At 71.5% G+C, this 25,139-nt stretch carries 27 protein-coding genes; 13 read left to right on the forward strand and 14 right to left on the reverse strand.

Annotated features, from left to right (window positions below; translation table 11 throughout):
• Positions 1-48 precede the first annotated feature (48 nt).
• Positions 49-1,119: an FAD-dependent oxidoreductase gene (locus tag AB0C01_RS20235; RefSeq protein ID WP_357571806.1), complete on the reverse strand. Its 1,071-nt coding sequence runs from the start codon at positions 1,117-1,119 to the stop codon at positions 49-51.
• A 66-nt stretch (positions 1,120-1,185) separates the two neighbouring features.
• Here AB0C01_RS20235 and AB0C01_RS20240 point away from each other — a divergent pair, with 66 nt between their 5' ends.
• Positions 1,186-1,749, forward strand: a complete 564-nt coding sequence (locus AB0C01_RS20240) for a TetR/AcrR family transcriptional regulator (protein ID WP_357246436.1) — start codon at positions 1,186-1,188, stop codon at positions 1,747-1,749.
• A gap of 24 nt (positions 1,750-1,773) precedes the next feature.
• Here the strand turns inward: AB0C01_RS20240 and AB0C01_RS20245 are convergent, their stop codons facing one another.
• The gene (locus AB0C01_RS20245; RefSeq protein ID WP_357246439.1) at positions 1,774-2,370 is read right to left on the reverse strand and encodes a WHG domain-containing protein; all 597 of its coding nucleotides are present in this window, start codon (positions 2,368-2,370) and stop codon (positions 1,774-1,776) included.
• On the reverse strand, positions 2,357-3,190 hold the full coding sequence (locus tag AB0C01_RS20250) for an alpha/beta hydrolase (protein ID WP_357571807.1): 834 nt from the start codon (positions 3,188-3,190) through the stop codon (positions 2,357-2,359). Before AB0C01_RS20250 ends, AB0C01_RS20245 begins: the two co-directional genes overlap by 14 nt.
• 159 nt (positions 3,191-3,349) lie before the next feature.
• On the opposite strand from AB0C01_RS20250, the gene AB0C01_RS20255 reads away from it, so the two are divergent.
• Complete coding sequence (locus tag AB0C01_RS20255; protein WP_357571808.1) at positions 3,350-3,808, forward strand: hypothetical protein; 459 nt, start codon at positions 3,350-3,352, stop codon at positions 3,806-3,808.
• 26 nt (positions 3,809-3,834) lie between these two features.
• Here AB0C01_RS20255 and AB0C01_RS20260 read toward each other — a convergent pair whose 3' ends face one another.
• From AB0C01_RS20260 to AB0C01_RS20280, 5 genes are all read right to left on the reverse strand, one after another.
• Positions 3,835-6,216, reverse strand: coding sequence for an excinuclease ABC subunit UvrA (locus AB0C01_RS20260; RefSeq protein ID WP_357246448.1), 2,382 nt, complete (start codon positions 6,214-6,216; stop codon positions 3,835-3,837).
• 29 nt (positions 6,217-6,245) lie between these two features.
• A complete protein-coding gene (locus AB0C01_RS20265; RefSeq protein WP_357246451.1) occupies positions 6,246-6,656 on the reverse strand; it encodes a VOC family protein in 411 nt (136 codons plus the stop codon).
• Between the two features lie 5 nt (positions 6,657-6,661).
• On the reverse strand, positions 6,662-7,111 hold the full coding sequence (locus AB0C01_RS20270) for a helix-turn-helix transcriptional regulator (protein ID WP_357246453.1): 450 nt from the start codon (positions 7,109-7,111) through the stop codon (positions 6,662-6,664).
• 71 nt (positions 7,112-7,182) lie between these two features.
• Entirely contained in the window at positions 7,183-8,142 is a 960-nt protein-coding gene (locus AB0C01_RS20275; RefSeq protein WP_357571809.1) for an ATP-dependent DNA ligase, read from the reverse strand.
• Between the two features lie 31 nt (positions 8,143-8,173).
• A complete protein-coding gene (locus AB0C01_RS20280; protein ID WP_357571810.1) occupies positions 8,174-9,658 on the reverse strand; it encodes an MFS transporter in 1,485 nt (494 codons plus the stop codon).
• A gap of 75 nt (positions 9,659-9,733) precedes the next feature.
• On the opposite strand from AB0C01_RS20280, the gene AB0C01_RS20285 reads away from it, so the two are divergent.
• The 3 genes from AB0C01_RS20285 (at position 9,734) to AB0C01_RS20295 (ending at position 13,079) form a co-directional block, all read left to right on the forward strand.
• Positions 9,734-10,168, forward strand: coding sequence for a helix-turn-helix domain-containing protein (locus AB0C01_RS20285; protein WP_357571811.1), 435 nt, complete (start codon positions 9,734-9,736; stop codon positions 10,166-10,168).
• 101 nt (positions 10,169-10,269) lie between these two features.
• Positions 10,270-10,857: a TetR/AcrR family transcriptional regulator gene (locus AB0C01_RS20290; protein ID WP_357246464.1), complete on the forward strand. Its 588-nt coding sequence runs from the start codon at positions 10,270-10,272 to the stop codon at positions 10,855-10,857.
• The gene (locus AB0C01_RS20295; protein ID WP_357246467.1) at positions 10,857-13,079 is read left to right on the forward strand and encodes an MMPL family transporter; all 2,223 of its coding nucleotides are present in this window, start codon (positions 10,857-10,859) and stop codon (positions 13,077-13,079) included. Before AB0C01_RS20290 ends, AB0C01_RS20295 begins: the two co-directional genes overlap by 1 nt.
• A 111-nt stretch (positions 13,080-13,190) precedes the next feature.
• On the opposite strand, the gene AB0C01_RS20300 is transcribed toward AB0C01_RS20295, so the two are convergent.
• Positions 13,191-14,447 carry an erythromycin esterase family protein gene (locus tag AB0C01_RS20300; RefSeq protein ID WP_357246470.1) on the reverse strand — a complete coding sequence of 419 codons (1,257 nt, stop codon included), beginning with the start codon at positions 14,445-14,447 and terminating at the stop codon, positions 13,191-13,193.
• A 128-nt stretch (positions 14,448-14,575) separates the two neighbouring features.
• Between AB0C01_RS20300 and AB0C01_RS20305 the strand changes: the two genes are divergently transcribed.
• Entirely contained in the window at positions 14,576-14,767 is a 192-nt protein-coding gene (locus AB0C01_RS20305; protein ID WP_357246473.1) for a DUF2795 domain-containing protein, read from the forward strand.
• A gap of 157 nt (positions 14,768-14,924) precedes the next feature.
• Here the strand turns inward: AB0C01_RS20305 and AB0C01_RS20310 are convergent, their stop codons facing one another.
• A complete protein-coding gene (locus tag AB0C01_RS20310) occupies positions 14,925-15,827 on the reverse strand; it encodes a Gfo/Idh/MocA family oxidoreductase (protein ID WP_357571812.1) in 903 nt (300 codons plus the stop codon).
• A 193-nt stretch (positions 15,828-16,020) separates the two neighbouring features.
• Between AB0C01_RS20310 and AB0C01_RS20315 the strand changes: the two genes are divergently transcribed.
• The 3 genes from AB0C01_RS20315 to AB0C01_RS20325 all read left to right on the forward strand — a co-directional run bounded on the left by AB0C01_RS20315 (position 16,021) and on the right by AB0C01_RS20325 (position 17,312).
• Positions 16,021-16,383 (forward strand): cupin domain-containing protein, encoded by a 363-nt coding sequence (locus AB0C01_RS20315; protein WP_357246478.1) that lies wholly within the window; start codon positions 16,021-16,023, stop codon positions 16,381-16,383.
• A gap of 127 nt (positions 16,384-16,510) precedes the next feature.
• Positions 16,511-16,903, forward strand: a complete 393-nt coding sequence (locus AB0C01_RS20320) for a hypothetical protein (RefSeq protein ID WP_357571813.1) — start codon at positions 16,511-16,513, stop codon at positions 16,901-16,903.
• Positions 16,896-17,312: a hypothetical protein gene (locus tag AB0C01_RS20325; RefSeq protein ID WP_357246483.1), complete on the forward strand. Its 417-nt coding sequence runs from the start codon at positions 16,896-16,898 to the stop codon at positions 17,310-17,312. Before AB0C01_RS20320 ends, AB0C01_RS20325 begins: the two co-directional genes overlap by 8 nt.
• A 64-nt stretch (positions 17,313-17,376) precedes the next feature.
• Here AB0C01_RS20325 and fabG read toward each other — a convergent pair whose 3' ends face one another.
• A complete protein-coding gene (gene fabG / locus AB0C01_RS20330; protein ID WP_357571814.1) occupies positions 17,377-18,135 on the reverse strand; it encodes a 3-oxoacyl-ACP reductase FabG in 759 nt (252 codons plus the stop codon).
• A gap of 43 nt (positions 18,136-18,178) precedes the next feature.
• On the reverse strand, positions 18,179-19,831 hold the full coding sequence (locus tag AB0C01_RS20335; RefSeq protein ID WP_357247149.1) for an alpha-amylase family protein: 1,653 nt from the start codon (positions 19,829-19,831) through the stop codon (positions 18,179-18,181).
• A gap of 57 nt (positions 19,832-19,888) precedes the next feature.
• On the opposite strand from AB0C01_RS20335, the gene AB0C01_RS20340 reads away from it, so the two are divergent.
• Together AB0C01_RS20340 and AB0C01_RS20345 are read left to right on the forward strand one after the other, a co-directional pair.
• Positions 19,889-20,503 (forward strand): DUF1349 domain-containing protein, encoded by a 615-nt coding sequence (locus tag AB0C01_RS20340; protein ID WP_357571815.1) that lies wholly within the window; start codon positions 19,889-19,891, stop codon positions 20,501-20,503.
• Between the two features lie 57 nt (positions 20,504-20,560).
• On the forward strand, positions 20,561-21,232 hold the full coding sequence (locus tag AB0C01_RS20345) for a DedA family protein (protein WP_357571816.1): 672 nt from the start codon (positions 20,561-20,563) through the stop codon (positions 21,230-21,232).
• A gap of 4 nt (positions 21,233-21,236) precedes the next feature.
• On the opposite strand, the gene AB0C01_RS20350 is transcribed toward AB0C01_RS20345, so the two are convergent.
• Both AB0C01_RS20350 and AB0C01_RS20355 read right to left on the reverse strand, forming a co-directional pair.
• Positions 21,237-21,983 (reverse strand): membrane protein insertase YidC, encoded by a 747-nt coding sequence (locus AB0C01_RS20350; RefSeq protein WP_357571817.1) that lies wholly within the window; start codon positions 21,981-21,983, stop codon positions 21,237-21,239.
• A 117-nt stretch (positions 21,984-22,100) separates the two neighbouring features.
• Positions 22,101-22,394 carry a DUF6412 domain-containing protein gene (locus AB0C01_RS20355; RefSeq protein ID WP_357246498.1) on the reverse strand — a complete coding sequence of 98 codons (294 nt, stop codon included), beginning with the start codon at positions 22,392-22,394 and terminating at the stop codon, positions 22,101-22,103.
• Between the two features lie 160 nt (positions 22,395-22,554).
• Between AB0C01_RS20355 and AB0C01_RS20360 the strand changes: the two genes are divergently transcribed.
• Together AB0C01_RS20360 and AB0C01_RS20365 are read left to right on the forward strand one after the other, a co-directional pair.
• Positions 22,555-23,691 carry a glutamate--cysteine ligase gene (locus AB0C01_RS20360; RefSeq protein WP_357246501.1) on the forward strand — a complete coding sequence of 379 codons (1,137 nt, stop codon included), beginning with the start codon at positions 22,555-22,557 and terminating at the stop codon, positions 23,689-23,691.
• A gap of 23 nt (positions 23,692-23,714) precedes the next feature.
• Positions 23,715-25,094, forward strand: a complete 1,380-nt coding sequence (locus AB0C01_RS20365) for an FAD-dependent oxidoreductase (protein WP_357571818.1) — start codon at positions 23,715-23,717, stop codon at positions 25,092-25,094.
• Positions 25,095-25,139: the final 45 nt, after the last annotated feature.

A 25,139-nucleotide genomic window follows, 5' to 3' on the forward strand; every position in this document is an offset into this window, starting at 1 on the left:
CAACATGCGGGCGACGACCGAGCCCGGGCACCGGTTTGTTGGTGGCGCTCACGCGCCCGGCGGGCCGGCCACCATGCTCGCGCGCAGGAGTTGGTCGCGGACCGGTATCGCGTGCCGCAGGTGAGTCATCCGGGCAGCCAGGCCAGCCATGCGAGCCAACCTCTGGGTGGCTGGCCGACGCCGGCGATCGTATTCGTGCAGAGCCTGCTCGACCGCGCGCGTCGCGCCCAGGTGGGAGGCCAGCGCTACCGCGTCGATGATCGCCTCGCACGCGCCGCGCCCCAGGTCGGGTGTCATGGCGTGCGCGGCGTCGCCAAGGAAGGCAACCGTGCCGTGCGTGAAGGACGGCAGCGGCGGCGTCACGTACACGTCGTGGCGCAGCACCGCGGACTCGTCGATCGCGTCCAGGACGGTCTGGACCGGGGGCGCCCACCAGCCGAACATCCTCCGCAGTTCGACGAGTTCCTCGCCCGGGCGGAACCGGCCCTCCGGTGCCGCCGCGGACGCGTACCAGTTGGTGCGACCACCCTCCTGCGGTGTCACGCCGAACTTGAGGCCCCGGCCCCACATCTCCACGAACGTGTCGGTGGGCATGTCCTGCACCACTCCGCGCCACGCCGTGCTGCCGGAGAATCGTGCCCGGTACGCCGGGCCGAACACCTTTTCGCGAGCCTTGCTGAACACGCCGTCGGCCACCACGACCAGATCGACGTCGCCCACCTCGGTAACGTCGTCCACCGGATCGCCGGCCCGCAGCTCCACCCCGGCCTCCATCGTCGCGTCGTGCAGGATGGCGAGCAGTCCCGGCCGGGACAACAGGTAGACGTGGTCGCCGGTGCGCCGGTGCAGCCGTTCGACGTCGATCGTCGCGATGCGGGAACCGTCCGGACGAAGGAAGACCCCGGCCTGCTGTCGTCGGCCGTCCCGGCGGACCAGGTCGCCGACGCCGATCGCGTCCAGCGCCCGCAGCGCAACGGGCCACATGCCGAGCGCCGTGCCAGTGCTCGGCAGCCCCTCGTCCCGCTCCCGGACGGTGACCGTCCAGCCTGCGCGTCGCAGCGCGATCGCCGCCGTCAGCCCACCGATGCCCCCGCCAATGACCAACGCACGTCTCTCCATTCTCACCACGCTACAACACCTGTTGTTTTGAAACTACGGATGTGGTGGACCGAATAAGGTGGAGGCGTGCCCTCCCGCGAAGAAAACCTGCTCGACGCCGCCATCGGCATCCTCGGAAGTCACGGCGTACGGGCGTTGACGCATCGCGCGGTCGACGCGGCCGCCGCCGTGCCGACCGGCTCCACGGCGAACTACTTCAAGACCCGGGACATGCTGATCAATGCCGTTGCCGACCGATTCGCCGATCGCGACCGCGCCACCTGGCAGGCGATCGCGGGCTTCGTCCGCCCCACCACCGCGGTCGAGCTGGCGGCTGCGCTCGCCGCCTACGTGCACCGTGCCCTCGGCCCGGAGCGCGCCCTGACCATCGCCCGATACGGCCTTTTCATCGAGGCCGCACTGCGCCCGGAACTGCAGGGGCGACTCGCGGAGGCGGCCCTCTCGATCCGGACGTGGGGCACGCAGTGGCTGCGCGCGATGGGCTCCACCGACCCGGAGAGCGAATGCGCGGCGATCCTCGACTACCTGGACGGCCTCATCTTCCACCAGCTCACGTTTCCCGGCCCGGCCGAGCAGGTGGAGGCGGCGATCACGCAGACGGTGAGCCGACTGTGCACCACCGCGGTTTGACCACCGAACGGCCCAGACAACGCCTCACCGGTGATCGGCGGGGTCGGCGGCTGAGGTGCAGCGCAGTGCGCGGTCGACGAAGTTGATGAGCCATTCGAAGCTCTCGTCGATGTCGGTGGACCACTGGAATCCGTTGGTGGCCTGCAGGGTGGCGAAGCCGTGGAACATGCTGCGCAGCGCGCGCAGGGCGTGGGTAATGTCCTGCGGGGCGATGTCGTACCCCCGGAGGACCGCCTCGAAGGGTCCGAGCGCCCGCCTCTCCGCGATCACGATGGGGTCGTCCGGACCGGTCGGAGTGATGCCGAGGGTGGCCGCGTACCGGCCGGGGTGAGCAACCACGAAGTCACGCAGCGCGCGGGCCGCGGCGGCCAGCGCGTCCCGCCCGGAGCGGCCCTGGGTGGCCGCGCCGATCGCGTCGGCGGCCTCGGCGATGGCGAGGGCGGCGATGCGTCGGTTGAGGTCGTCCTGGCTGGCGATGTGCTTGTACAGCGACGGGGTGCGCACCCCGACCCGCTCGGCCAGCCGGGCCATGGTCAACTCGGCGAAGCCGACCTCGTCGGCGAGCGCGGCGCCGGCCGCGACGACCGCACCCGGGTCCAGGCCCGCCCTAGGCACGGACACCGGCCAGGAAGGGCAGGACCACGGCGAGGGTCTGCTGGGGGTACTGGACGTGCGGGTAGTGCCCGGCACCGTCGATCATCGCCAGCCGGCCCAGTCCGGTCGGCAGGTCGGCGACGATCGCCTCGCCCTCGGCCTGTGGTGAGACCCAGTCGGGGTCGAGGGCGCCCTGCACGATCAGCGTCGGGCAGCTGACGTTGCCGAGTTGCTCACCGGCGTCGACGGGAGAGATGGTGCCCATCTTCTGCAGGACCTTCATCCGGCCCGGCTGCCGCAGCATCGCGGTGATCTGTCGCAGGCGGGCGTCCCAGTCGACGGGCTTGGTGCCGGGGTAGGCGAGGTCGAGGTACTTGGCCCACTGCTTGGTGCTGCCGAGGATGGTCGTGCCCATCAGGGCGGTCGCGCCGCGCCGGTAGGCGGCCACGCGCATGTCACCGAGATTGACCTGCTGCTTGCGGGTGAAGGGCGCGAGTTCGACGAGTGCGGTGATCAGCTCCGGGGCCTTCGCCGCGGCGATCGTGGCCGCGCCGCCGGCGATGGAGTGGCCGACCAGGATGGCCGGCCCGCCGAGGTGCTCGACCAGGGCGATCAGGTCGCCGGCGAGAGCGGTACGGGTGTAGGAGGCCCACCCGACGCTGGACTCCCCGTGGCCGCGCAGATCCATCGCGGCGACCCGGTAGCCGGCCTGCACCAGGGCGGGAGTGAGGAACCGGTAGGCCTCGCGGCTGTCGCCCATGCCGTGGGCAAGCACCACCAGCGGTCCGGTGGCACCGGTCACCTCGTAGGCGATGGTCCCGCCGTCGACGTTCAAGAACTCAGTCATGACTACCTCCAGGTGGCCGTTGGCGCGTTGGCTAACCGCGTTAGCCAAAAGCTATCACCATTAGCTTGAGAATGCCAGTCCCCGGGCGCACCGCCGGAGAGCCGCCGCCACCCGCACCCGGCGACGCCCCTACGTGCGTAGGTGATCAAGAATGGCGTCATGCTGTTTCTCGGGTTGCTGCTCGCCGCGTTGGGCGGGGCCGCCCTCGCGACGGTTCTCACCGTTCGCGGGCTCACCGCGGCGTTCCGGGCCGGCGAAGGATCGGGTCGGCTGCGGGCGGCGGCGCTCCTCGCCGGTGCCGCCACGGTCGGCGTGTACGCCTGGGGCCTGCTCCACCTCGGCTACGCGGTGCTGCGGGCCGAGGATGGTGGAGCCGGCTCGTTCCCGATCGCACCGTGCCGAGAGGCCGGGCCGCAGCGGGCAAGCCAGGTCGACGGGTACGACGTCAGCTACCTACCGCTGCGCTTCGAGTGCCGCCTGAGCGGTGGCGGCGGGTACGTCACCTCGACCGTGCCCGGATACGTCAACCCGGGCACGGTCGTCCTCGGCCTGCTCACCGCCACCTGCGGCGTCCTCGCCAGCACGACGGCCCAGCGCGCCCGACCGCCGGTCGCCTGAACGACGGACCGGCGGGCGGGCCACGCTCAGCTCCCGACGTACGCGGCGAGGTGCTCCCCGGTGAGGGTGGCGCGGCCGGCGACGAGGTCGGCCGGGGTGCCCTCGAAGACGATCCGACCCCCGTCGTGGCCGGCCCCGGGGCCGAGGTCGATGATCCAGTCGGCGTGCGCCATGACCGCCTGGTGGTGCTCGATGACGATCACCGACTTGCCGGCGTCGACGAGGCGGTCGAGCAGGCCGAGCAGTTGCTCGACGTCGGCCAGGTGCAGGCCGGTGGTCGGCTCGTCGAGGACGTAGACGCCACCCTTCTCGGCCATGTGGGTGGCCAGCTTGAGGCGCTGCCGCTCCCCGCCGGACAGGGTGGTGAGCGGTTGACCCAGGCTGAGGTAGCCGAGCCCGACGTCGGCGAGCCGGTCGAGGATGGCGTGCGCGGCAGGCGTACGTGCCTCGCCGGTGCCGAAGAACTTCTCGGCCTCGGTCACCGACATCGCGAGCACCTCGCTGATGTCGCGACCGCCGAAGCGGTATTCCAGCACCGAGGCCTGGAACCGCTTGCCCTCGCAGTCCTCGCAGGGGGCGGCGACGCCGGCCATCATCCCCAGGTCGGTGTAGATCACGCCGGCGCCGTTGCAGCTCGGGCAGGCGCCCTCGGAGTTGGCGCTGAACAGTGCCGGCTTCACACCGTTGGCCTTCGCGAACGCCTTGCGGATCGGGTCGAGCAACCCGGTGTAGGTGGCCGGGTTGCTCCGCCGCGAGCCACGGATCGCACCCTGGTCGATCGAGACCACACCGGCACCTGCGGGAATCGAGGAGCGCACGAGCGAGCTCTTACCCGAGCCGGCGACACCGGTGACGACGACGAGCACCCCGAGCGGTACGTCGACGTTCACGTCCTGGAGGTTGTTGGCCGTCGCGCCACGGATCTCCAGCTTGCCGGTGGGCGTGCGTACCGTCTCCTTGAGGGCGGCCCGGTCGTCGAGGTGGCGGCCGGTGCTGGTGCCGCTGGCGCGCAGGCCGTCCAGGCTGCCCGCGTAGCAGATGGTGCCGCCGTCCGTGCCGGCGCCGGGGCCGAGGTCGACGACGTGGTCGGCGATGGCGATGGCCTCCGGCTTGTGCTCCACGACCAGGACCGTGTTGCCCTTGTCGCGCAGTTGGAGCAGCAGCTTGTTCATCCGCTGGATGTCGTGCGGGTGCAGCCCGATCGTCGGCTCGTCGAAGACGTACGTGACGTCGGTGAGCGAGGAGCCGAGGTGACGGATCATCTTGGTGCGCTGGGCCTCGCCGCCGGACAGGGTGCCCGAGGGCCGGTCGAGCGAGAGGTAACCCAGGCCGATCTCCTCGAACGAGTCGAGGAGGTGTTGCAGCCCCGCCAGCAACGGAGTCACCGACGGCTCCTTGATCCCGCGGACCCAGGCGGCGAGATCACTGATCTGCATCGCGCAGGCGTCGGCGATGTTCTTTCCCTTGATCTTCGACGACCGGGCCTCCTTGCTGAGCCGGGTGCCGGCGCACTCGGGACAGGTCGTGAAGGTCACCGCCCGCTCCACGAAGGCGCGGATGTGTGGTTGCAACGCGTCGATGTCCTTGGCGAGGAAGGACTTCTGGATCGACGGGATCAGGCCCGCGTACGTCAGGTTGATCCCGTCGATCTTGATCTTGGTGGGCTCCCGGTGGAGCAGGTCGTGCTGCTCGCGCTTGGTGTACTTGCCGATCGGCTTGTCCGGGTCGAAGTAGCCGCAGCCACGGAAGATCCGGCCGTACCAGCCCTCCATGCTGTAGCCCGGGATCGTGATCGCGCCCTCGTTGAGCGAGAGGCTGTCGTCGTACAGCGCCGACAGGTCGATGTCGTTGATCGAACCCATGCCCTCGCAACGCGGGCACATTCCGCCGAGCCGGGTGAAGGTCGCCTTCTCGGTCTTCGTCTTGCCCACGCCCCGATCGACGGTGATCGCGCCGGTGGCCTTCACCGAGGGGACGTTGAAGGAGTACGCGTTGGGCGAGCCGATGTGCGGCTGCCCGAGGCGGCTGAACAGGATGCGCAGCATCGCGTTGGCGTCGGTGGCGGTGCCGACGGTGGATCGGGAGTTGGCGCCCATCCGCTCCTGGTCCACGATGATCGCCGTGGTCAGGCCGTCCAGCAGGTCGACCTCGGGCCGCGCCAACGTCGGCATGAAGCCCTGCAGGAACGCGCTGTACGTCTCGTTGATCATCCGCTGGGACTCGGCGGCGATGGTGCCGAACACCAACGAGCTCTTGCCGGAGCCGGAGACACCCGTGAACACCGTCAGCCTGCGCTTCGGGATCTCGACGCTGACGTCCCGGAGGTTGTTGACGCGCGCGCCCTGCACACGGATCAGGTCGTGGCTGTCCGCGACGTGCGGGGTGGACGGCGGGGTGGCCGTGCTCATCAGGTCTCCATCTGTCCGGGGTCGGACGGTCAGCGCACTTCCTGGATGCGGATCAGATTGCCGGCGGGATCGCGGAAGGCGCAGTCCCGGACGCCGTACGGTTGCTCGGTCGGCTCCTGGACGACCTCGGCGTCGGTGGCCTCCAGCTTGGCGAAGGTGGCGTCGAGGTCGGTGGTGGCCAGGTTGACGCCGAAGTAGCTGCCCTTGGCCACCAGCTCAAGGATGGTCTGCCGCTCGTCGTCGGTGATGCCCGGGTTGGCGGCCGGCGGGTGCAGGACGATGGCGGTGCTGGGCTGGCCGGGCGGCCCGACGGTGATCCAGCGCATCCCCCCGTAGCCGACGTCGAGGCGGACCTCGAAGCCGAGGACGTCGCGGTAGAAGGCCAGCGAGGCGTCCGGGTCGGTGTGCGGAAGGAAGCTCGAGTGAATGGTGATGTCCATGGCCGTCACGCTAGTTGTGGCTCCGCGACCTGCGCTTCTCGATTCCTGATCGGTCTGGTCACCTGCTTCGCCACGCACGACGGCAGCCCCGCCGCCGCCTGCGCCGCCTGCCGCCGGTAGACGCTGGGCGGCATGCCGACCAGCTCGGTGAAGCGGGTGCTGAAGGTGCCCAGGGACGAACAACCGACCGCGAAACAGACGTCGGTGACGCTCAGGTCGCCCCGGCGCAACAACGCCATCGCACGCTCGATCCGCCGCGTCATCAGGTAGCTGTACGGAGATTCGCCGTAGGCGAGCCGGAACTCGCGGCTCAGGTGCCCGGCCGACATGTGCGCGCCCCGCGCGAGCGCCTCGACGTCCAGCGGTTGCGCGTACTCCCGGTCGATCCGGTCGCGGACCCGGCGCAGCCGCGCGAGGTCGCCCAGTCGCTGGGTCGCGTCGGGTTTGCTGCTCACCTGGGAAATCGTGCCACAACCCACCGACAATCCGCCGTTCGCCAGTCGCGCGCGGCGACCGGCGATCCCGGTCAGCCCACCTCGCGACGCGCGCGGGCCCGCCGCTTTCCCTCGTGCATGGCCTGCACCCGGGCCACCGGGATGGTCCGGCCCTCGGCGACCAGGTCGGCCGGGAGCGGCTGCGGGGCCGGCATCAGCGCGGCCCACGGATCGCCGTCGCCGAGCAGCTCCGGCGCGGTCCGGATGGTGAAGTCGGCCGGGGCCACCTCGGTCAGGTCGGCCCAGTCGACCGGGAAGGACACCGGCAGGCCGGGGCGCAGCCGAGGGCTGTACGTCGCCACCACCGTCGCGCCGCCCGCCCGGGTGGCGTCCACGAAGACCCGGCCACCCCGGTCCTCCTTGATGTAGGCGGTGGTGGCCAGCGCCGGGTCGAGCCGCTCGGCGCGGACGGCGAGCGCCCGGGTGGCGGCGGCCAACTCCTCCGCCGTGGGATCGCCGGCCACCGGGACGAACACGTGCACGCCCTTGGCGCCGCTGGTCTTGACCGCACCGGCCAGGCCGGCGTCGGCGAGTGCCTGCCGGACCAGCAGGGCCGCCGCGACGGCCGCCCGGAAGCCGTCACCCTCCGGCGGGTCCAGGTCGAGCACCAGGTGGGTCGGCCGGTGCGGATCGGCGGTGGTGGCCAGCGTCGGGTGGTACTCCACCGCCCGCTGGTTGGCGAACCAGAGCAGGGTGCGCCTGTCGTCGCAGAGGGCGTACGAGATCTCCCGGTGCGACGCCTCCGCCCAGACCGGCACCCGGCGGACCCAGTCCGGGGTGTAGCGGGGCAGGTTCTTCTGCATGAAGGGCGGCTGACCGGGGCGGACCCGGATCACCGACAGCGGGCGGTCCCGCAACTGCGGCAGGATCCGCCCACTGACGGCGTCGAGGTAGTCGACCAGGTCTCGCTTGGTCGCGTCGTCGCGGTCGGACAGCGGCTGGTCCAGGTTGGTCAGGGCCACGCCGTCCCGGGTCTCGTCAGCCTTGCTCACCCGACCACCTTCGCGGTCCCGGTGCCGTCGGTCAACCGGACGCGGCGCTCGGGTCCGGACCGATTCCGGCGCCCACCGTGGCCGACCCCGACGGGTCGGCGTCCGGTCCGAGCTGGGCTGGGCGTCGGGGCAGTGTCGTCATCGCTACCAGCAACGCGGCGACCACCAGGGCGGCGGCCACGGCGAACGCGGTCCGGTAGCCGGCGGCCAGGGCGGCCGTCTCGGCCCAGCCGGCGGCCCGCAGTCCGTCGGTGCGGGCGGCGGCCAGGGTGGCCAGCGCGGCCAGACCGACCGCGCCGCCGACCTGCTGGGTGGTGTTGACCAGGCCGGACGCGAGCCCGGCGTCCGCGTCGGTCGCGCCCGCCATGGCCAGGGTGGTGACGGCCGGCAGGGTCAGACCGCCGGCCACCCCGAAGGTCAACATCGCCGGGAGTACGTCGGCGAGGTAGGCGCCGTCCGCGGGCAGCCGGGCGAGCAGCAGGAAGCCGACGGTGGCCAGGCCCAGCCCGACCAGCAGCACGGTCCGGGCACCGCAGCGGGCGATCAGCCGACCGGCCAGGCCGAGTGACACCACCGCGATCACCACCGGGGTGGGCAGGAAGGCCCAGCCGGTCGCGGCGGCGTCCAGCCCGAGCACCAGTTGCAGCTCCACGGCGAGCAGGAACTGGAAACCGAAGTACGCGGACACCATGAGGAACTGCACGGCGTTCGCCGCCACCAGACCCGGGACGCGCAGCACCCGACCCGGCAGCAGCGGGGTCGCCGCCGTCCGTTGGCGGAGCACGAACCCGCCGAGCAGCAGCGCCGCGAGGGCCACCGCGCCGAGGGTGCGCGGGCTGGTCCAGCCGTGCTCAGCGGTCCCCACGATGCCCAGCACGGCGGCCATCAGACCGGCGGTGACGAGCAGCGCGCCGGGCAGGTCCAGGCCGGCCCGCAGGCCGATACCCCGTTCGGCGGGGAGCCGGCGGACGGCCGCGAGCAGGATGGCCGCCCCGATCGGCAGGTTGACCAGGAAGATCGCCCGCCACCCGGCCGCGTCGGTGAGCACCCCACCGGCGACGGTGCCGACCGACGCGCCGGCCGCTCCGGTGAAGCTGAAGACGGCGATCGCGCGGGCGCGCTCGGCCGGTTCGGGATAGAGCCGGACGATCATGCCGAGGCTGACCGCCATGGCCAGCGCCCCACCGACGCCCTGGCCGAACCGGGCGGTCACCAGCAGGGCCGGCCCGGTGGCGACCGCGCAGGCCAGCGAGGCCACTGTGAACAGCGCGACGCCGGCCAGGAAGACCCCCCGCCGGCCGAGCAGGTCGCCGAGTCGGCCGGCGAGCAACAGCAGCCCGCCGAACGCGACCAGGTACGCGTTGACCACCCACGCCAGGCCGGCGGCGGCGAAGCCCAGATCGCGTTGCACGGCGGGCAGCGCCACCGCCACGACGGTGCCATCCAGGATGATCATCAGGCTGCCGGCACAGAGCACGAGCAGTGCTGGCCAGCGGGACGGAACGACGCGGTCCATGAAACCCCTCCTTGGTGCACGGTTTGTTACCGAGGTCATCGTCTGTGACCATGAACCGGAGCGGAAGGAGGCACTGTGATGTCCCAGAGGAACAGCGATGTGTCCGCGCAGGTCGAGGCCGAGGTGACCTGCGCGGCCGAGAACGTGCCGTTCACCCCGGGTCAGGCTCGGGCCTGCACCGTCCGCGAGGTGCTCGACCGGGTCGGCGGCAAGTGGAGCATCAGCATCCTGGTGTCCGCCTCACACGGCCCGGTGCGCTTCACCGAGTTGGAGCGGAGCGTCGAGGGGATCAGCCGCCGGATGCTCACCCTGACGCTGCGCAACCTGGAACGGGACGGCCTGCTGCACCGCCGGGTCTATCCGACCGTTCCGCCGAAGGTCGAGTACACCGCCACCCCGATGGCGCTGGAGCTGTACGAGTCGCTGGTGGCGCTGACCGCCTGGGCCGAGCGACACCGCCGCGCCATCGCCGAGGCGCGGACCAGGTACGACGCCCAGCACGCCGGATAAACCCGGCCGAGGTGTGGTGAACGCCACCGCTTTCCTCTGACCGATCGGTCAGGGTCTGACCGATCGGTCAGGCATGCTGGTTTGCGGGAGGTGGACCAACCATGGTCAGAGCGGTGTCCGACACGCACGGTGAGATTCTCGCCGCGGCGGCCCGGCAGTTCACGGTGAGCGGCTACCGGGGCACCTCCCTGCAGGACATCGCCCGTGAGGTCGGCTGCTCCAAGGCCACCGTGCTCTACCACTTCGCCAACAAGGAAGCCCTGCTCGCCGAACTGATGGCCCCGGCGATCGGCGTGCTGCGGGACCTCGACGACCGGCTCACGGGCCAGACCGGTTCGGCCGCGCAGGAGGTCGCCGCGCAGGGCTTCGTCGACCTCGCGGTCCGGTTCCGGCGGGAGATCGCGGTGCTGCGCGGCGAGTTCCCGGAACTGCTGTGCCAGCCGGCCTTCGCGCACATCCAACAGATCTCCGACCGGCTGCGTGACGCGCTGGCCGGCCACTCCGACCGGCCGGGCGCCCGGATCGCCGCGCTGGTGCTGCTCGCCGGGATCTCCGAGGCCTGCGGCGAGTTCACCGACATCCCCGACGACGAACTGCGCTCCGCCCTGCTCACTCTCGTCCGGCGGGCCGTCGAACCCGTCGACGCACCCCTGCCCCAACCACCCACGACCGAGGACAAGGACTCCTGATGGCCACCCTGCTCTACCGGCTCGGCCGGGGCGCGCTGCGCCGGCGACGGCTCGTCGTCGCGCTCTGGCTCGTCGTACTCGTCGTCGCCGGCCTGGCCGCCGCGACCCTGCGCGGCCCGACGGCGAGCAACTTCACGATGCCCGGCACCGAGAGCCAGCGCGCGCTCGACCTGCTCGCCGAGCAGTTCCCCGCGGCCAGCGGCGCCACCGGCACCATCGCGGTCAAGGCGCCGGCCGACGGCCAACTGGCCACCCCCGAGGGCCAGGCCGTGGTGCAGCAGCTGGTCCAGGAGGCCTCGGCCCTGCCCGGCGTGGTCGGCGCGGTGAACCCGCTCCAGGTCGGCGCGGTCTCGCCCAACGGTCGCTACGCCCTGGTCCAGGTCCAGTTCTCCAGCGGCGGCGACGAGGTGACCGACGCGCAGCGCACCGCGTACGAGGAGGTCGGCGCCGCCGCCGAGGCCAAGGGTTGGCAGGTGGCCCCGGGTGGCGAGGTGCTCGGTGGTGAGCCGGAGATCGGCTCCACCGAGGCGCTCGGCGTACTGGTCGCCGCGATCGTCCTGATCATCACGTTCGGCTCCCTGGTCGCCGCCGGGATGACCATGCTCAACGCGCTGATCGGCGTGGGCGTCGGCATGGCCGGCCTGTTCGCGCTCAGCGGCGTCATCGAGTTGACCAGCACCGCGCCGATCCTGGCGCTGATGCTCGGCCTCGCCGTCGGCATCGACTACTCGTTGTTCATCACCTCCCGGCACCGGCAGAACCTGCTCGAAGGCCTGTCCCCGGAGGAGGCGGTCGGCCGAGCGGTCGGCACCGCCGGCTCCGCGGTGGTCTTCGCGGGCGCCACAGTGGTCATCGCGCTGGCCGGGCTCGCCGTGGTGAACATCCCCTTCCTCACCGTGATGGGTCTCGCCGCCGCCGGTACGGTCACCGTCGCGGTGCTCGTCGCGATCACCCTCCAACCGGCCCTGCTCGGCTTCGCCGGTCGCCGGGTGCTCCCCCGCCGGCTGCGAACCACCGTCACCGACGGCACCACCACCGACACCAGCGCTGTCGCCGACCACTCCGGCGACACCGACCGGCCGGCCGCCGAGGACGAGTCCCGGTTCGGGTTCCGCTGGGCTCGGTTCGTCACCCGCTTCCGCGTACCCGTCATCCTGGTCGGCCTGCTCGGCCTGGGGCTGCTCGCGCTGCCCACGCCGGACATGCGGCTGGCCCTGCCAGGCGCCGCGACGGCCGCCGTCGGCTCACCCGCCCGGGTGGCCAACGACCTGACCGTCGAGGGCTTCGGGGCGGGCTTCACCGGCCGGCTCGCGGTGGTGGTCGCCGGTGACACCCCGCAGGCCACCTCGGCCGCCGTGCCGCAGGTGACCGCGCTGCTCCAGCGCACCGAGAACGTCCTCGCGGTGGCGCCGCCCCAGCTCAGCCCGGACGGCCGGACCGCGCTGCTCGGCGTGGTGCCGAAGACCGGCCCGACCGACGAGGCCACCGAGACCCTGGTCCACGACATCCGCAGCGCGGTGGGCGGGATCCGCGACGCGGACGTCCTGCTCACCGGCGCCACCGCGATCGGTATCGACGTCTCCGAGAAGCTCTCCGACGCACTGCCGGTCTACCTGCTGCTGGTGGTCGGGCTCTCGGTGCTGCTGCTGATGCTGGTGTTCCGCTCGCTGCTGGTGCCGGTCAAGGCCGCGTTGGGCTTCCTGCTCACCGTCGCCGCCACATTCGGCATCACGGTGGCCGTCTTCCAGCAGGGGCACCTCGCCGACCTGGTCGGCCTGGACACGCCTGGTCCGCTGATCAGCTTCCTGCCGATCCTGCTCATCGGCATCCTGTTCGGGCTCGCCATGGACTACGAGGTGTTCCTGGTGTCCCGGATGCGGGAGGACTTCGTCCACGGCAAGTCCGCCCGGCAGGCCACCATCAGCGGCATGGGGCACGGCGCCCGGGTGGTCACCGCCGCCGCACTGATCATGATCTCGGTCTTCGGGGGCTTCGTCTTCCTGGAGGACCCGGTGATCAAGTCGATGGGCTTCGCCCTCGCGGTCGGCGTCGCCATCGACGCGTTCGTGGTCCGGATGACGATCGTCCCGGCGGTGATGTCACTGCTCGGTGACCGCGCCTGGTGGCTGCCGAGCTGGCTCAACCGAGCCCTCCCGAACGTCGACATAGAAGGCGAGGGCCTCCGCACCCACCTGGAAGAACGCACCCCGACCCACGTCTGACCCCGCCCCCGACCCAACGCGGTCGATCATGGAGTTGTGGTGCCCGTTGTGCCCCGATCAGAGGCCTTCGTCCAGCACCACAACTCCATGATCGACGCGATCGAGCGGCCGTCAGACCCCGGCCGGGTACGTCTCCATCTCGCCGGGGGCGGCCGGCACCGGTAGCGGGTGCAGAGCTGTCGTCTCGTCGCACCAGATGAAGGCGTCGTAGCGGTCGCCCAGGCGGCTCGGCACGTAGTTGCCCCAGGACTCGAAGGACGGGTCGTAGACGACCCCGATCGCCCGATGGTCCACGGTGTCGGTCACCCAGCCCGGCTGGTCGTCACCGCCGAAGATCAGCACCGCCCGGTCCGGCATCAGCTCGTGCAGCCGCCGCTCGACCGACCCCTCCCGAGCCGGTGGCACCACCATCGGCTCGGGAGGCGAGCCCCACCGGGGTGCGGCGATCACCGTGCCCCGGTAGCTGCCGAAGCCGATCAGCGCCACGGCGTCGTCGCCATGCCGTTCCCGGGCCAACTGACCAATGTTGACCATCCCGTCCGCGGCCATGTCGGTGGCCCGCGCGTCCCCCACGTGCGTGTTGTGCGCCCAGACGATGCCCCGGGCATCCGGGCCGTACCGGTCCAGCAACCGGTCCAGGGTGTCCTGCATGTGCGTGTCGCGGATGTTCCACGAGTCCGGCCCGCCGGCCACCATCGCCCGGTAGTACCGCTCCGCGCCGGCCACCACCTCCGCGTTCTGCCAGGCCGAGAAGCGGTCCGGCCCGTCGGAGAGGGCGTGTTCACGGGTCCGGGCGAGCAGACGGACCACCTCCTCCTCACAACGGGCGGAGACGAACCGGCTGGCCGCGCCGTACTCCTCGACCCTCTTGCCGTACGGCTCGAAACACCGGTACGCGTCCTGCGCCGCCTCCAGCGACGTCGGGTCCTCCTCCCCCAGATAGTCGAAGATCGCCTGCATCGACTCCCAGAGGCTGTACACGTCGAGCCCGTGGAACCCGGCGCGTTGGTCCTCCGGCCGCTCCACGTTCCAGGCCCGCAACCAGGTGGCGAACCGGGCCACCTCGGCGTTGGCCCACATCCAGGTCGGCCACCGCTCGAACTGGTCGAGCGCGAGCTGCGGCTGGAGCGCGCCGCCGGGCGCGGCGGTCACCGACCGGTGCACCCGATCACAGTCCGGCCAGTCACCCTCCACCGCGACGAAGGAGAACCCGCACTCCGCGATCAACCGTCGGGTGAGCTGCTCACGCAACCGGTAGTAGTCGTAGCTGCCGTGGGTGGACTCGCCGATCATCACCACCCGGGCGTCTCGTACGCGTTCCAGCAACGGGTCGAAGTCGCTCGGCGCGCCGAGCCGCTGAACCAGCATGCCAGCGGCTACCCGGCCGCCGCTGGGGCAAACCGTGGGCGCGTCGCGGGCCGACACGCCGACCGCCGGGCCGTCGCCCGTGCCAGCCGCCACGGTGTACGCCCACCGCGAGCGGGTAGCCGGCCGGCATGACCGTCACCGGCGTTCAGTTGCAGGAGTACCTGGCCGGGCTCGACTACCCGGTCTCCCGGGAGGACCTGGTCCGCTGGGGCCAGGAGAACGGGGCCAGCACGGCGATGCTGCAGATGTTGCAGGCGTTGCCACCCGAACAGTTCGCCTCCCCCGACGAACTGGCCGCAGCCCTGACCACCCTCAGCTAACCGCCCTCTTCCCGGTGATCAAGAGGTTTGCGTCGTTGGCAGGTCGTTTCGTGACGCAAACCTCTTGATCACCGCGATCCAGCCCTCGATCCAGCCCTCGATCCAGCCCGCGACGCAGTCCGCGATCTAGTCCGCGATCCTGCAGGGTGGGTCGGGGTTATGGGAGCAGGACGGTGCGGGCTTCTGCTCGGGCGGTTTCGGCGGCGGCGATGATGGCGACGACCTCTCGGCCGAAGTGGACGTCGCAACGGTGGTCCCGGGCGCCGGTCCGTACCTGCTCGACGAGTTGGTCGATCGCGACACCGAACGCCGTGGCGGCATCGTTCTCGCCGAACGGGACGTTCTCGATTCCGTTCTCGCCGTAGAACACGAACTCCCGGGCCATCGACTCGGTCGGGGCGTCCAGGGAGAGCGAGGCGCTGCTCGTGGCACCACCCTCGTGGGTGAGCAGCAGGTGCACCATCCCGCTCGGCCCATCCATCGCCGCCACCTGGGTCACCCGGCCCAGCACCGGCAGGAGGATGGAGAGCGCGTGCGGGGCGATGTCCCAGAGCGCGCCGTGCTCGCGACGCCACAACGACCCGCCGTACGGGCTGCCGTCCTGGAAGATCGAGGCGAACGCGGTGGTCCGACCGTGCTGCCACCCCCCGACGGCGGCGGTGGCGGCGAGGAAAGCTGTCACGTTCGGCTGGAACCGCTGGGTGAAGAAGACGACCGAGGCGACCCCGGACTCCTCGGCAGCGGTGACGACCCGGTCGGCGTCGGCCACGCTGAGCGCCAGCGGCTTGTCCAGCAGCAGGTGCCGCCCGGCGGACGCGGCCCGGACCGCGATGTCGGCCTGGACGTCCGGCGGCAGCGCGACGGCGACCGCCTCACACTGCTCGATCAGCGCGTCGACGTCGGCGTAGGCCGGCACGCCGTACCGCTCGGCCAGCGCGGAGGCCCGCTCCGGGTTACGCCCCCACACCCCGACCAACTCCGCGTCCGGGTGTGCGTGCAACGCCTTCCCGTGCGTCTCGATCGCCCAGTGACCGGTGCCGAACAAGCCGAACCGCAGCACGTGTACCTCCGCTGTTTCCCCGTCCCGCGGCAACGCCACGGACGTGATCCACGCTAGTCGCCGCGGTGGTCATGACGGCGGCGGGTTCGACCAATCGAAGCAGCTACCTCCCCGTTTCCACGGACCCGCTCCGGGCAACGCCACGTCCGATCGCCGCCAGACACCTCAAGCGCGGCGAGGCAGTCTCGACGGCATGCCGAGCACTGATTCGACACTGACCAGCGGCCCCGTCGCCTTCACACACTGGTACGACTTCGCCGAGGGCGGGCCCGTGCACAGCGCCCTGCTGCCGTTTCCGTCGACGGCACCCGCGCCGTTCGAGGTCGCTCGCTGGTCGGTGGCGCCGAACACGTCGAACGACCTCGATGTCCATCGGTCGCGCGAGGTGTGGATCATCGTGTCCGGCACCGGAACCTTGACCTTCGGCGACCAGACGAGCGTTCTGCGGCCCGGGGACGTCGCGGCGTTCGACAGCGGGGTGCCGCACCAGCTCCGGAACGACGGACCGAACCCGCTCCTCGCCGTCTCGGTCTACTGGTTGCCGGACGGCGACTGACGTCGGCCCCGGTCCGCCGAAGTGTCCCGAACGCCCGTCGACGGCCACCCACCGAGGCAGGGTCATCCGATTACTACGGCGGTTAGTAGGCTGTGCCGGTGACCGAGGCAACGACCGGGCAGGTCCGGTGACCAGCGCGAGCATCGACTCGCCGGTGGACGGAATCGTCGCGACCGTGTCGATCGTGCTGTCGCTACTCGTCGCGGTGTGGGCGCTGGTGGCGGCGGTGCGCCAACGGCCGCCGGACCGGGTGCAGTTCGTCGGCCTGGGCGTACTCGAAGTGGCATTGCTCGTGTTGAGCGTGCTGGCCCTGGTCGCGGTCGGCGGCGGGGACCGGCCCGGTGAGCCCGGGGCCTTCTTCGGCTACCTGGTCACGCTCGTGAGCCTGCCGCCGTTGGCCTGGGTGCTGGCCCGGATGGAGCCGACCCGTTGGGGTTCGGCGATCGTCTGCGCGGTCTGCCTGGTGGCCCCGGTGGTGGTGGTCCGTTTGCAGCAGACCTGGGAGGTGCTCGGTGGTTGAGACACGACCGGCCGGACGCGCCACGAACGCCGGCCCCGGTCGGCTGCTGATCGCGGTCTACCTGCTCTTCGCCATCGCGGCGACCAGCCGGGCGGGTCTGCAGCTCGCCACCAAGTTCGACGAGGCGCCGGTGGCGTACCTGCTCTCCGGGGTGGCCGCGCTCATCTACATCGTGGCGGCGGTCGGGTTGGCGCGGGCCGGGCACACCGGCCGACGGGTCGCGCTGGCGTGCTGCTCCGTGGAGTTGGTCGGGGTGGTCGCGGTCGGCATCCTGAGCCTGGCCGACGAGGAGCTCTTCCCGGACGAGACGGTCTGGTCGCAGTTCGGCAGCGGGTACGGCTACATCCCGCTGGTGCTGCCGGTGCTCGGCCTGATCTGGCTCTGGCGCACCCGCCGCGCACCCGCCTGACAACGACGACGAGGGCGCCGCCGGCAGTGCCGGAGCGCCCTCGTCGGGGGTACACAGGTACGGGTCAGTCCCGCGGGCCGCCCGCGACGTAGATGACCTGACCGGAGACGAACCCGGCACCCTCGCTCGCCAGGAACGAGATGGTGTGCGCGACGTCCTCCGGGAACCCCGGGCGACGCACCGGGATCTCGGCCGCCGCGTGCTTCTTGAAGTCGTCGAAGTCGACCTTCATCCGGGCGGCGGTGGCCGCGGTCATGTCGGTGACGATGAAGCCGGGTGCGACCGCGTTCACGGTCACCCCGAACGGCCCCAGCTCGATGGCGAGCGTCTTGGTGAAGCCCTGGAGGCCGGCCTTGGCGGCGGCGTAGTTCGCCTGACCCCGGTTGCCCAGCGCGGAGGTGCTGGAGAGGTTGACGATCCGCCCCCACTTGCGGTCCACCATGTGCTTCTGCGCGGCCTGGCTGAACAGGAACGCGCCCCGCAGGTGCACCCCCATCACGGTGTCCCAGTCGGCGTTCGTCATCTTGAACAGCAGGTTGTCGCGCAGCACACCGGCGTTGTTGACCAGGACGGTGGGCGCGCCCAGGTCGGCGGCGATCCGGGCCACCGCTGCCTCGACCTGGTCCCGGTCGGAGACGTCGGCGCCCACACCGAGCGCCCGGCCACCGTCGGCGACGATGGCGTCCACCGTGTCCTTGGTGGCCGACTCCTCGATGTCGACGACGGCGACGGCCATCCCGTCGGCGGCCAGCCGTCGGGCGGTGGCCGCGCCGATGCCGCGTGCGGCTCCGGTGACGATGGCGACGCGGGGCTCCTCCGACATGATTACCTCCCGGTAACGTGGGGTCGATCGGAGGAGCTTAACGTCAACAGGCCGGCCCCCGGCATAGGCGAATCCACCGGTATCCGTAGCCGGAGACCTTCACCGCGCCGAGCTTGCCCAGCTCGCCGTAACCGCGGTCGGTGAGCACGTCGATCGGCATGTCGGCCTCCGGTTCGAGGCTGCTCAGGTCCACCTCGACGTCGTCGGTGCCCAGGTTGTGCACGAAGACCATGGTCCCGGTCGGCCCGTCCGCCCGGTGCGCGAGCACACCGGCGGGCACCGCCACGTCGATGTGCGTCGTCGAGCCGGACCCGATCTCCGGGGCCTCCCGCAGGGTACGGATCATGCGCTCGAACCAGGCGAGCAGCGACTTCGGGTCGCCGCGCTGGGCGGTGACGTTGATGTTCTGGTAGCCGAACTCACCCTTGTCGATCACCGGGCGGACCAGCTTCTCCGGGTCCGCCGTGGAGAAGCCGGCGTTCGGCTTGTACGACCACTGCATGGGGGTACGGATGGCGTCCCGACCCCGCAGCGACAGGTCCTCGCCCATCCCGATCTCCTCGCCGTAGCGCAGCACCGGCGTGCCGCGCATCGAGAACTGGAGGGCGTACGCCAGCTCGATGCGCCGCCGGTCGTTGCCGAGCATCGGGGCGAGCCGGCGACGGATGCCCCGGTCGTAGATGCGCATGGTCTCGTCCGGGCCGAACTCCGCGTACACCTGGTTGCGCTGTTCGGTCGTCAGCCGGGACAGGTCGATCTCGTCGTGGTTGCGCAGGAAGGTGGCCCACTGCCCACCGACCGGCAGCTTCGGGGTGTCGTGCAACGCGTCGATCAACTGCTCCGGGTCCTGCCGGGCCAGGGAGAGCATGAGCCGACCGTTGAGCATGAAGTCGAAGAGCATGTGGATCCGGTTGCCGGACCCGCTGGCGTCGCCGAAGAACGTCGGCAGTTGGTCCGGCTCGACGTTCGCCTCGGCCAGCAGGACGGCGTCGCCGCGCCGCCACTGCACGTGCTGGCGCATCTCGGTGAGGAACTCGAAGTCCTTCGGGGAGTTCGGGTTGCCCGGCTCGGTCAGCTCGATGATGAACGGCACCGCGTCCATCCGGAAGCCGGAGACGCCGAGCTGGAGCCAGAACGACATGATCTTCTTGATCTCCGCCCGGACCTGCGGGTTGGCGAAGTTGAGGTCCGGCTGGAACTTGTAGAACCGGTGGTAGAACCACGCCTTCGCGGTCCGGTCGTAGCTCCAGGTCTCGTCCTGCTCCCCCGGAAAGACCATGCCCTGGCGCCGGTCGTCCGGCTCGGTGTCCGACCAGACGTACCAGTCGCGGTACGGGGAGTCCGGCGAGGACCGGGCGGACTGGAACCACGGGTGCTCGTCGGAGGTGTGGTTTACCACCAGGTCGATGATCACCCGGATGCCCCGGTTCTGGGCCTGGTGCAGCAGCTCGGCGAAGTCGCCCAGGGTGCCGAAGCGCGGGTCCACGTTGTAGAAGTCGGTGGCGTCGTACCCGTCGTCGCGGTTGGGCGAGGGGTGGATCGGGTGCAGCCACAGGCAGGTCACCCCGAGCCGGGCCAGGTAGTCCAGCCTCCCGATCAGCCCACGAATGTCACCGACGCCGTCACCGTCGGAGTCGGCGTACGTGTCGATGTCGAGGCAGTAGACGACGGCTTCGGAATACCAACGGTCACCCATGCCGAAGGAACATCTCCGTTCGATCACCGCGGCAAACCCTTGGTTATCGTGCCTGTCATGGGAAACGACCTGGTACCGCCGAGCACACCGTTGGACTGGTCCGCGGGCAGGTGGCTGCACCCACCGGTACGCGTCGAGGACGGTCCCGCCGGCCAGCTCGTCGTCGAGCCGGCGGCGGAGAGCGACTTCTGGCGGCGGACCAGCTACGGCTTCGTCCACGACAACGGCCCGGCGCTGCTGGCACCGCTGCCGGTCGACACCGCCATGGAGGTGAGTTTCCGGCTCGACTTCGCGGCGCAGTTCGACCAGGCCGGTGCGCTCGTCCGCGTCGACGAACGGACCTGGACCAAGGCCGGCGTCGAGATCAGCGACGGTGAGGCGCAGGTCGGCGCGGTGGTGACCCGGGAGTTCTCCGACTGGTCGGTGGCGCCGGTGCCGCAGTGGGCGGGCCGGGAGGTGACCGTCCGGGTCAGCCGGGCCGGCGACGCGCTGACCGTCCGTGCCCGCGCCGACGACGAGCCGTGGCGACTGGTCCGGCTCGCCCCGCTGGATCCGGCGGCCGAGGCGGTGGCCGGGCCGTTCTGCTGTGCGCCGTCACGCGCCGGCCTGACCGTGGTGTTCACCGGCTGGCGGCAGGGTCCGGCGGACACCGCTCTGCACCCCGAGGTGTAGCAATAGCCTTGCCGGGTATGACAATCCGATCCCCCGCAGCCGACCGGAAGGACGACCATGGCGTACGCCCAGAGTGGCGACCCGGCCGAGTTCACCGGGTTGACCGGTTGGGTGGCCTCGGTGATCGAGGCGATGGGACCCGTGGGCGTGGCGCTGCTGGTGGCGTTGGAGAGCATCGTCCCGCCCATTCCCAGCGAGATCGTGTTGGCGCTCGCCGGCTTCCTGGCCCACGAGGGCAAGTTCAACGTCCTGCTCGTGACGCTGGCCGCGACGGTCGGCTCGCTTGTCGGCGCGCTGGTGCTGTACTGGCTCGGTGCGGCGCTCGGCGAGGAGCGGCTCAAACGGTGGTTGGACCGCATCCCGCTCGTCGACAGCGACGACCTGGAGAAGGCCGACAAGTGGTTCGAGCGGCACGGCCGGTGGGCGGTGCTGATCGGCCGGGTGGTACCGGTGGTCCGCAGTCTGGTCTCCGTGCCGGCCGGGGCCAACCGGATGCCGTTGGGCGAGTTCATCCTGTTCACCACGATCGGCAGCGGGGTGTGGAACGGGCTCATCGTCGGGGCCGGCTACGCGCTCGGCAGCCGTTGGCAGGACGTGGAGCGCTACAGCGACTGGTTCAACTACGCGATCGGCGCCGCCTTCGTGGTGGTGGTGGTCCTGTGGGTGATTCGCAAGGTTCGCAAGCGGCGGGAGCGCGACGACCGGCGGTCGGTGACCGCCGGTCGCTGATCCGCTACCGGTCGGCCGCCGCCGCAACTGCCTGCGGGCGGCGGAGCACCGCCTGTTCGACCGCCGACCACACGCTCGTGGTCACCAGGTAGATCACCGCGGCGAGCGGCAGCACCAGCGCCACCAGCACCGTCGTGAACGGCAGCAGGGGCAGCAGCCGCCCGAGCACGGCCGCTCCCGGCCCCTCGGTGGGCGTACCGGCCACCGTGCCGACGGCCGCCGCGGCGCGCCGCGCCCGCCGCGACGACCACCAGGCCACCGCCAGCAGCACGGCCAGCAGTACGGCGAAGAGCGGGCCGGCCGCCCCGGCCACACCGTCGCTGAGATGGTGGCCCAGCGGCACCCCGGCGAGCCGCTCGTCGAGCAGCCCGGTGCCGCCCTCGTTCGTGGCGAACAGCCGGTAGAGCACCAGCAGGAACGGCGCCTGGAGCAGCAGCGGCAGGCAGCCGGCGATCGGGTTGGCGCCGGCTGCTGAGTACAACGCGAACACCTCGCGCTGAACCTTCGCCGGGTCGTCGGCGTACCGCCGCTGGAGGTCTCGCACCTGCGGGGCGAGCGCCGCGCGGCGCCGCTCGCCGCGGACCTGCGCGACGGTGAGTGGCGAGATCAGCAGCCGGACGGCGATGGTGAACAGCACGATGGCGGCGGCGGTCGCCATCGTGCCGGCCAGTGGGGTGAGCAGGTCGGTGAGCCAGGACAGTGCCGTGCCGGCAGCGCCGACGACGTCGTGCAGTGGTGCGAAGGCAAGCATGGACAAACCCCTCGGTCCGATTCCGGTGGGGTCCTCCCCCGAGCGACACCCGACAGCACGGGCGACGCTCGACAGGGGGACCTGTGACGGCGGGATCGGCCGCGCGGCGGCGTGGCGCTACGCGGCCGAGGGGTGTCCCGGGGCACGGGGGCGGGGGCGACCGGCGGCGTCCGGGTCGATCTGCCGGGGCATTCGGCGGCCACGGGACCGGGCGCGCAGCCCGGCCCACCGCGGCCCGGTGCCGGGGGTGCCCGACCTGCCCAGCACCCGCGCCGCGAGCACCACGGCGAGCAGCACCAGGGCGGTCAGCGCGGCACCGGCGAGCAGGTCGGTCGGACGGCCGGCGAGCAGGGTGAGCTGGGCGAACGCGACCATCCACGCGACCCCGACAAACCCCAGTGGCACCGGCACGGGCTCAGCATAGGACCCGCTGTCACGTCGTCCCGCCGAAATCGACGGCACACCCGAGCACGACGAGTCACGCCACGTTTCCCGGTGTCGCCACGTTGGGTAACCAGACAGCGGACCGACGCGGATGGACCGCGACCGGTAGGAACGGACGGTGGTGTCGATGACCGGTCAGGTGGCGGAGGCGCCCAGCGAGACGGCTGCGGCGACCGGATTGCTCACCGTGGGTGTCGAGGAGGAGTTCCTGCTCGTCGACCCGCACACCGGGGCCGCGGTCCCGGCCGTCGACCTGGTGATGGAGCAGGTGCCGGCCGAGCTTCGCGGGCAGGTGGAGCGGGAGTTCCAGACCAGTCAGATCGAGATCGGCAGCCCGCCCGGCCTGGAGCTTTCGTCGATCCGGCACTCCCTCGGGGTGCTGCGGCGGGCGCTGTCCGACGCCGCCGAGCGGGCCGGCGTACGCCTGCTCGCCATCGGCACGGGTCCGGTGGACGGTCCGGTGCCGCCGGTGGTGGACAAGCCCCGCTTCGACCGGATGATCGAGCGGTTCCGGCTGCTCGTCCCGGGCCCCGGCAACAACGGCATGCACGTGCACGTCGGCGTCCCCGATCCGGAGACCGGTGTGCAGGTGCTCAACCACGTACGCCCGTGGCTGCCGATGCTGCACGCGATGACCACCAACTCCCCGTTCTCCCGCGGGGAGGACACCGGCTACGCGAGTTGGCGCTCGGTGGAGTGGGAGCGCTGGCCGTCGGTGGCCCCGACCCCCTATCTGGAGTCGCACGAGCACTACCAGCGGCTGATCCGACAGTTGATCTCCAGTGGGGTGATGCTCGACGAGGGGATGCTCTACTGGTACGCCCGCCTGTCGGCGAAGTACCCGACGGTGGAGCTGCGGATCGGCGACGTCTGCCCGTCGGTGGACGACGCGGTGCTGGTCGCCGCCCTGGTCCGGGCCCTGGTGGCGACCGCGATGGCGGATGTCGAGGCTGGGCGGCCGGCGTTGCAGACCGACCACCACCTGCTGGTCGGCGCACACTGGCGGGCCGCGCACGACGGCCTGGAGGGCGACGCGGTCGACGTCACCACCGGCGAGGTGCGCCCGGCCTGGGAGCTGCTGGACCGGCTGGTGGAACGGCTGCGGCCGGCGCTTGAGCAGCACGGCGACTGGGCCGACGTGACCGACCTGCTGGGCGGGTTGCGGCGGCACGGCAGCGGTGCGGCCCGGCAGCGCGCGGTGTTCGAGCGCACCGGCCGACTCACCGACGTGGTGCAGGACGTCGCACGACAGACCCGCGGCTGATCAGCACGTGACAGGATGAGGCCGTGGCGCAACGGCTGATCGTCATCGGCGGGGACGCCGCCGGAATGTCGGCGGCGTCCCAGGCCCGACGCCGCCGCGACCGCGACGACCTGGAGATCACGGTCTTCGAGCGGGGCCACTTCACCTCCTACTCGGCGTGCGGCATCCCGTACTGGATCAGTGGCCTGGTGTCCGGCCCGGAGGCGTTGATTGCCCGGGACCCGCAGACGTTCCGCACGACGTACGCGATGGACGTCCGGCTGCGCCACGAGGTCACGGCCATCGACCTGGACCGCCGCGAGGTGGTCGCCCGCGACCTGGAGGGCGGCGGCGAGGTCCGCGAGCGCTTCGACGACCTGATGTACGCCACCGGCGCGGTGCCGGTGCAGCCGCCCTGGGCGGCCACCGACGCTGGCGGCGTGTTCGGCATGCAGACCCTCGACGACGGGGCGGCGCTGCGCGACTGGCTGGAGGGTGAGCCACGGCCGCGTCGGGCCGTGGTGATCGGCGGCGGCTACATCGGCGTCGAGATGGCCGAGGCGCTGATGCAGCGCGGCCTGTCGGTGACCCTGGTCGAGGCGGGCTCACAGCCCATGGCGACCGTCGACGGCGACATGGCCGAGCTGGTCGCCGACGCGATGCGCGGCCTGGGTGTCACGATCCGCACCGACCTGCCGGTGACCGGCCTGGAGCAGCGCGACGGCCGGGTGTCCGCGGTGGTCACGGCCGAGGGGCCGATACCGGCCGACGTCGTGGTCCTGGGCCTGGGAGTACGCCCGAACACCGCGCTCGCCGAGGCTTCCGGGTTCCCGATCGGGACGACCGGCGGCATCCGGGTGGACCGGCGGATGCGGGTGACCGGGCTGTCCGGCGTCTGGGCGGCGGGCGACTGCGTGGAGACGTTGCACCGGGTCAGCGGGATGCCGGTACACGTGCCGCTGGGCACCCACGCCAACAAGCAGGGCCGCGCGGCCGGGATCAACATCGGCGGCGGGTACGCCACCTTCGCCGGTGTGATCGGCACGGCCGTGACGAAGGTCTGCGACCTGGAGGTGGGACGCACCGGCCTGCGGGAGCGGGAGGCCACCCTGGCCGGTTTCGACTTCGTCTCGGTGGTCGCCGAGTCGACCAACCGGGCCGGCTACTACCCCGGTGCCCGGCCGATGACCGTCAAGTTGATCGCCGAGCGGCCCAGCGGCAGGTTGCTCGGCGCGCAGATCGTCGGCTGGTCCGAGGCGGCCAAGCGGATCGACACGCTGGCCGTGGCACTCTGGAACGGCATGACGGTGGACGATATGACGTCACTGGACCTGGGCTACGCTCCGCCGTACGCGCCGGTGTGGGATCCGGTGCTCGTCGCCGCCCGCAAGGCGGTCGACGCGCTCGCTGCCCTCGACCGCTGACCGGTGCCCGCCGTGGAGGACCCGTGACCCAGACTCCGACCCGGC

Origin of the sequence: Micromonospora sp. NPDC048905, from assembly GCF_040649655.1 — a bacterium.
GTDB lineage: Bacteria > Actinomycetota > Actinomycetes > Mycobacteriales > Micromonosporaceae > Micromonospora.

Excerpts from the sequence above, each read along its gene's own strand:
- AB0C01_RS20290 (WP_357246464.1), top strand. The coding sequence starts at position 10,270 with ATGGTCAGAGCGGTGTCCGACACGCACGGTGAGATTCTCGCCGCGGCG.
- AB0C01_RS20315 (WP_357246478.1), top strand. The coding sequence starts at position 16,021 with ATGCCGAGCACTGATTCGACACTGACCAGCGGCCCCGTCGCCTTCACA.
- AB0C01_RS20235 (WP_357571806.1), bottom strand. The coding sequence starts at position 1,119 with ATGGAGAGACGTGCGTTGGTCATTGGCGGGGGCATCGGTGGGCTGACG.
- AB0C01_RS20340 (WP_357571815.1), top strand. The coding sequence starts at position 19,889 with ATGGGAAACGACCTGGTACCGCCGAGCACACCGTTGGACTGGTCCGCG.
- AB0C01_RS20360 (WP_357246501.1), top strand. The coding sequence starts at position 22,555 with ATGACCGGTCAGGTGGCGGAGGCGCCCAGCGAGACGGCTGCGGCGACC.
- AB0C01_RS20345 (WP_357571816.1), top strand. The coding sequence starts at position 20,561 with ATGGCGTACGCCCAGAGTGGCGACCCGGCCGAGTTCACCGGGTTGACC.
- AB0C01_RS20350 (WP_357571817.1), bottom strand. The coding sequence starts at position 21,983 with ATGCTTGCCTTCGCACCACTGCACGACGTCGTCGGCGCTGCCGGCACG.
- AB0C01_RS20255 (WP_357571808.1), top strand. The coding sequence starts at position 3,350 with ATGCTGTTTCTCGGGTTGCTGCTCGCCGCGTTGGGCGGGGCCGCCCTC.
- AB0C01_RS20260 (WP_357246448.1), bottom strand. The coding sequence starts at position 6,216 with ATGAGCACGGCCACCCCGCCGTCCACCCCGCACGTCGCGGACAGCCAC.
- fabG (WP_357571814.1), bottom strand. The coding sequence starts at position 18,135 with ATGTCGGAGGAGCCCCGCGTCGCCATCGTCACCGGAGCCGCACGCGGC.
- AB0C01_RS20280 (WP_357571810.1), bottom strand. The coding sequence starts at position 9,658 with ATGGACCGCGTCGTTCCGTCCCGCTGGCCAGCACTGCTCGTGCTCTGT.
- AB0C01_RS20250 (WP_357571807.1), bottom strand. The coding sequence starts at position 3,190 with ATGACTGAGTTCTTGAACGTCGACGGCGGGACCATCGCCTACGAGGTG.
- AB0C01_RS20295 (WP_357246467.1), top strand. The coding sequence starts at position 10,857 with ATGGCCACCCTGCTCTACCGGCTCGGCCGGGGCGCGCTGCGCCGGCGA.
- AB0C01_RS20300 (WP_357246470.1), bottom strand. The coding sequence starts at position 14,447 with ATGCTGGTTCAGCGGCTCGGCGCGCCGAGCGACTTCGACCCGTTGCTG.
- AB0C01_RS20335 (WP_357247149.1), bottom strand. The coding sequence starts at position 19,831 with ATGGGTGACCGTTGGTATTCCGAAGCCGTCGTCTACTGCCTCGACATC.
- AB0C01_RS20305 (WP_357246473.1), top strand. The coding sequence starts at position 14,576 with ATGACCGTCACCGGCGTTCAGTTGCAGGAGTACCTGGCCGGGCTCGAC.
- AB0C01_RS20265 (WP_357246451.1), bottom strand. The coding sequence starts at position 6,656 with ATGGACATCACCATTCACTCGAGCTTCCTTCCGCACACCGACCCGGAC.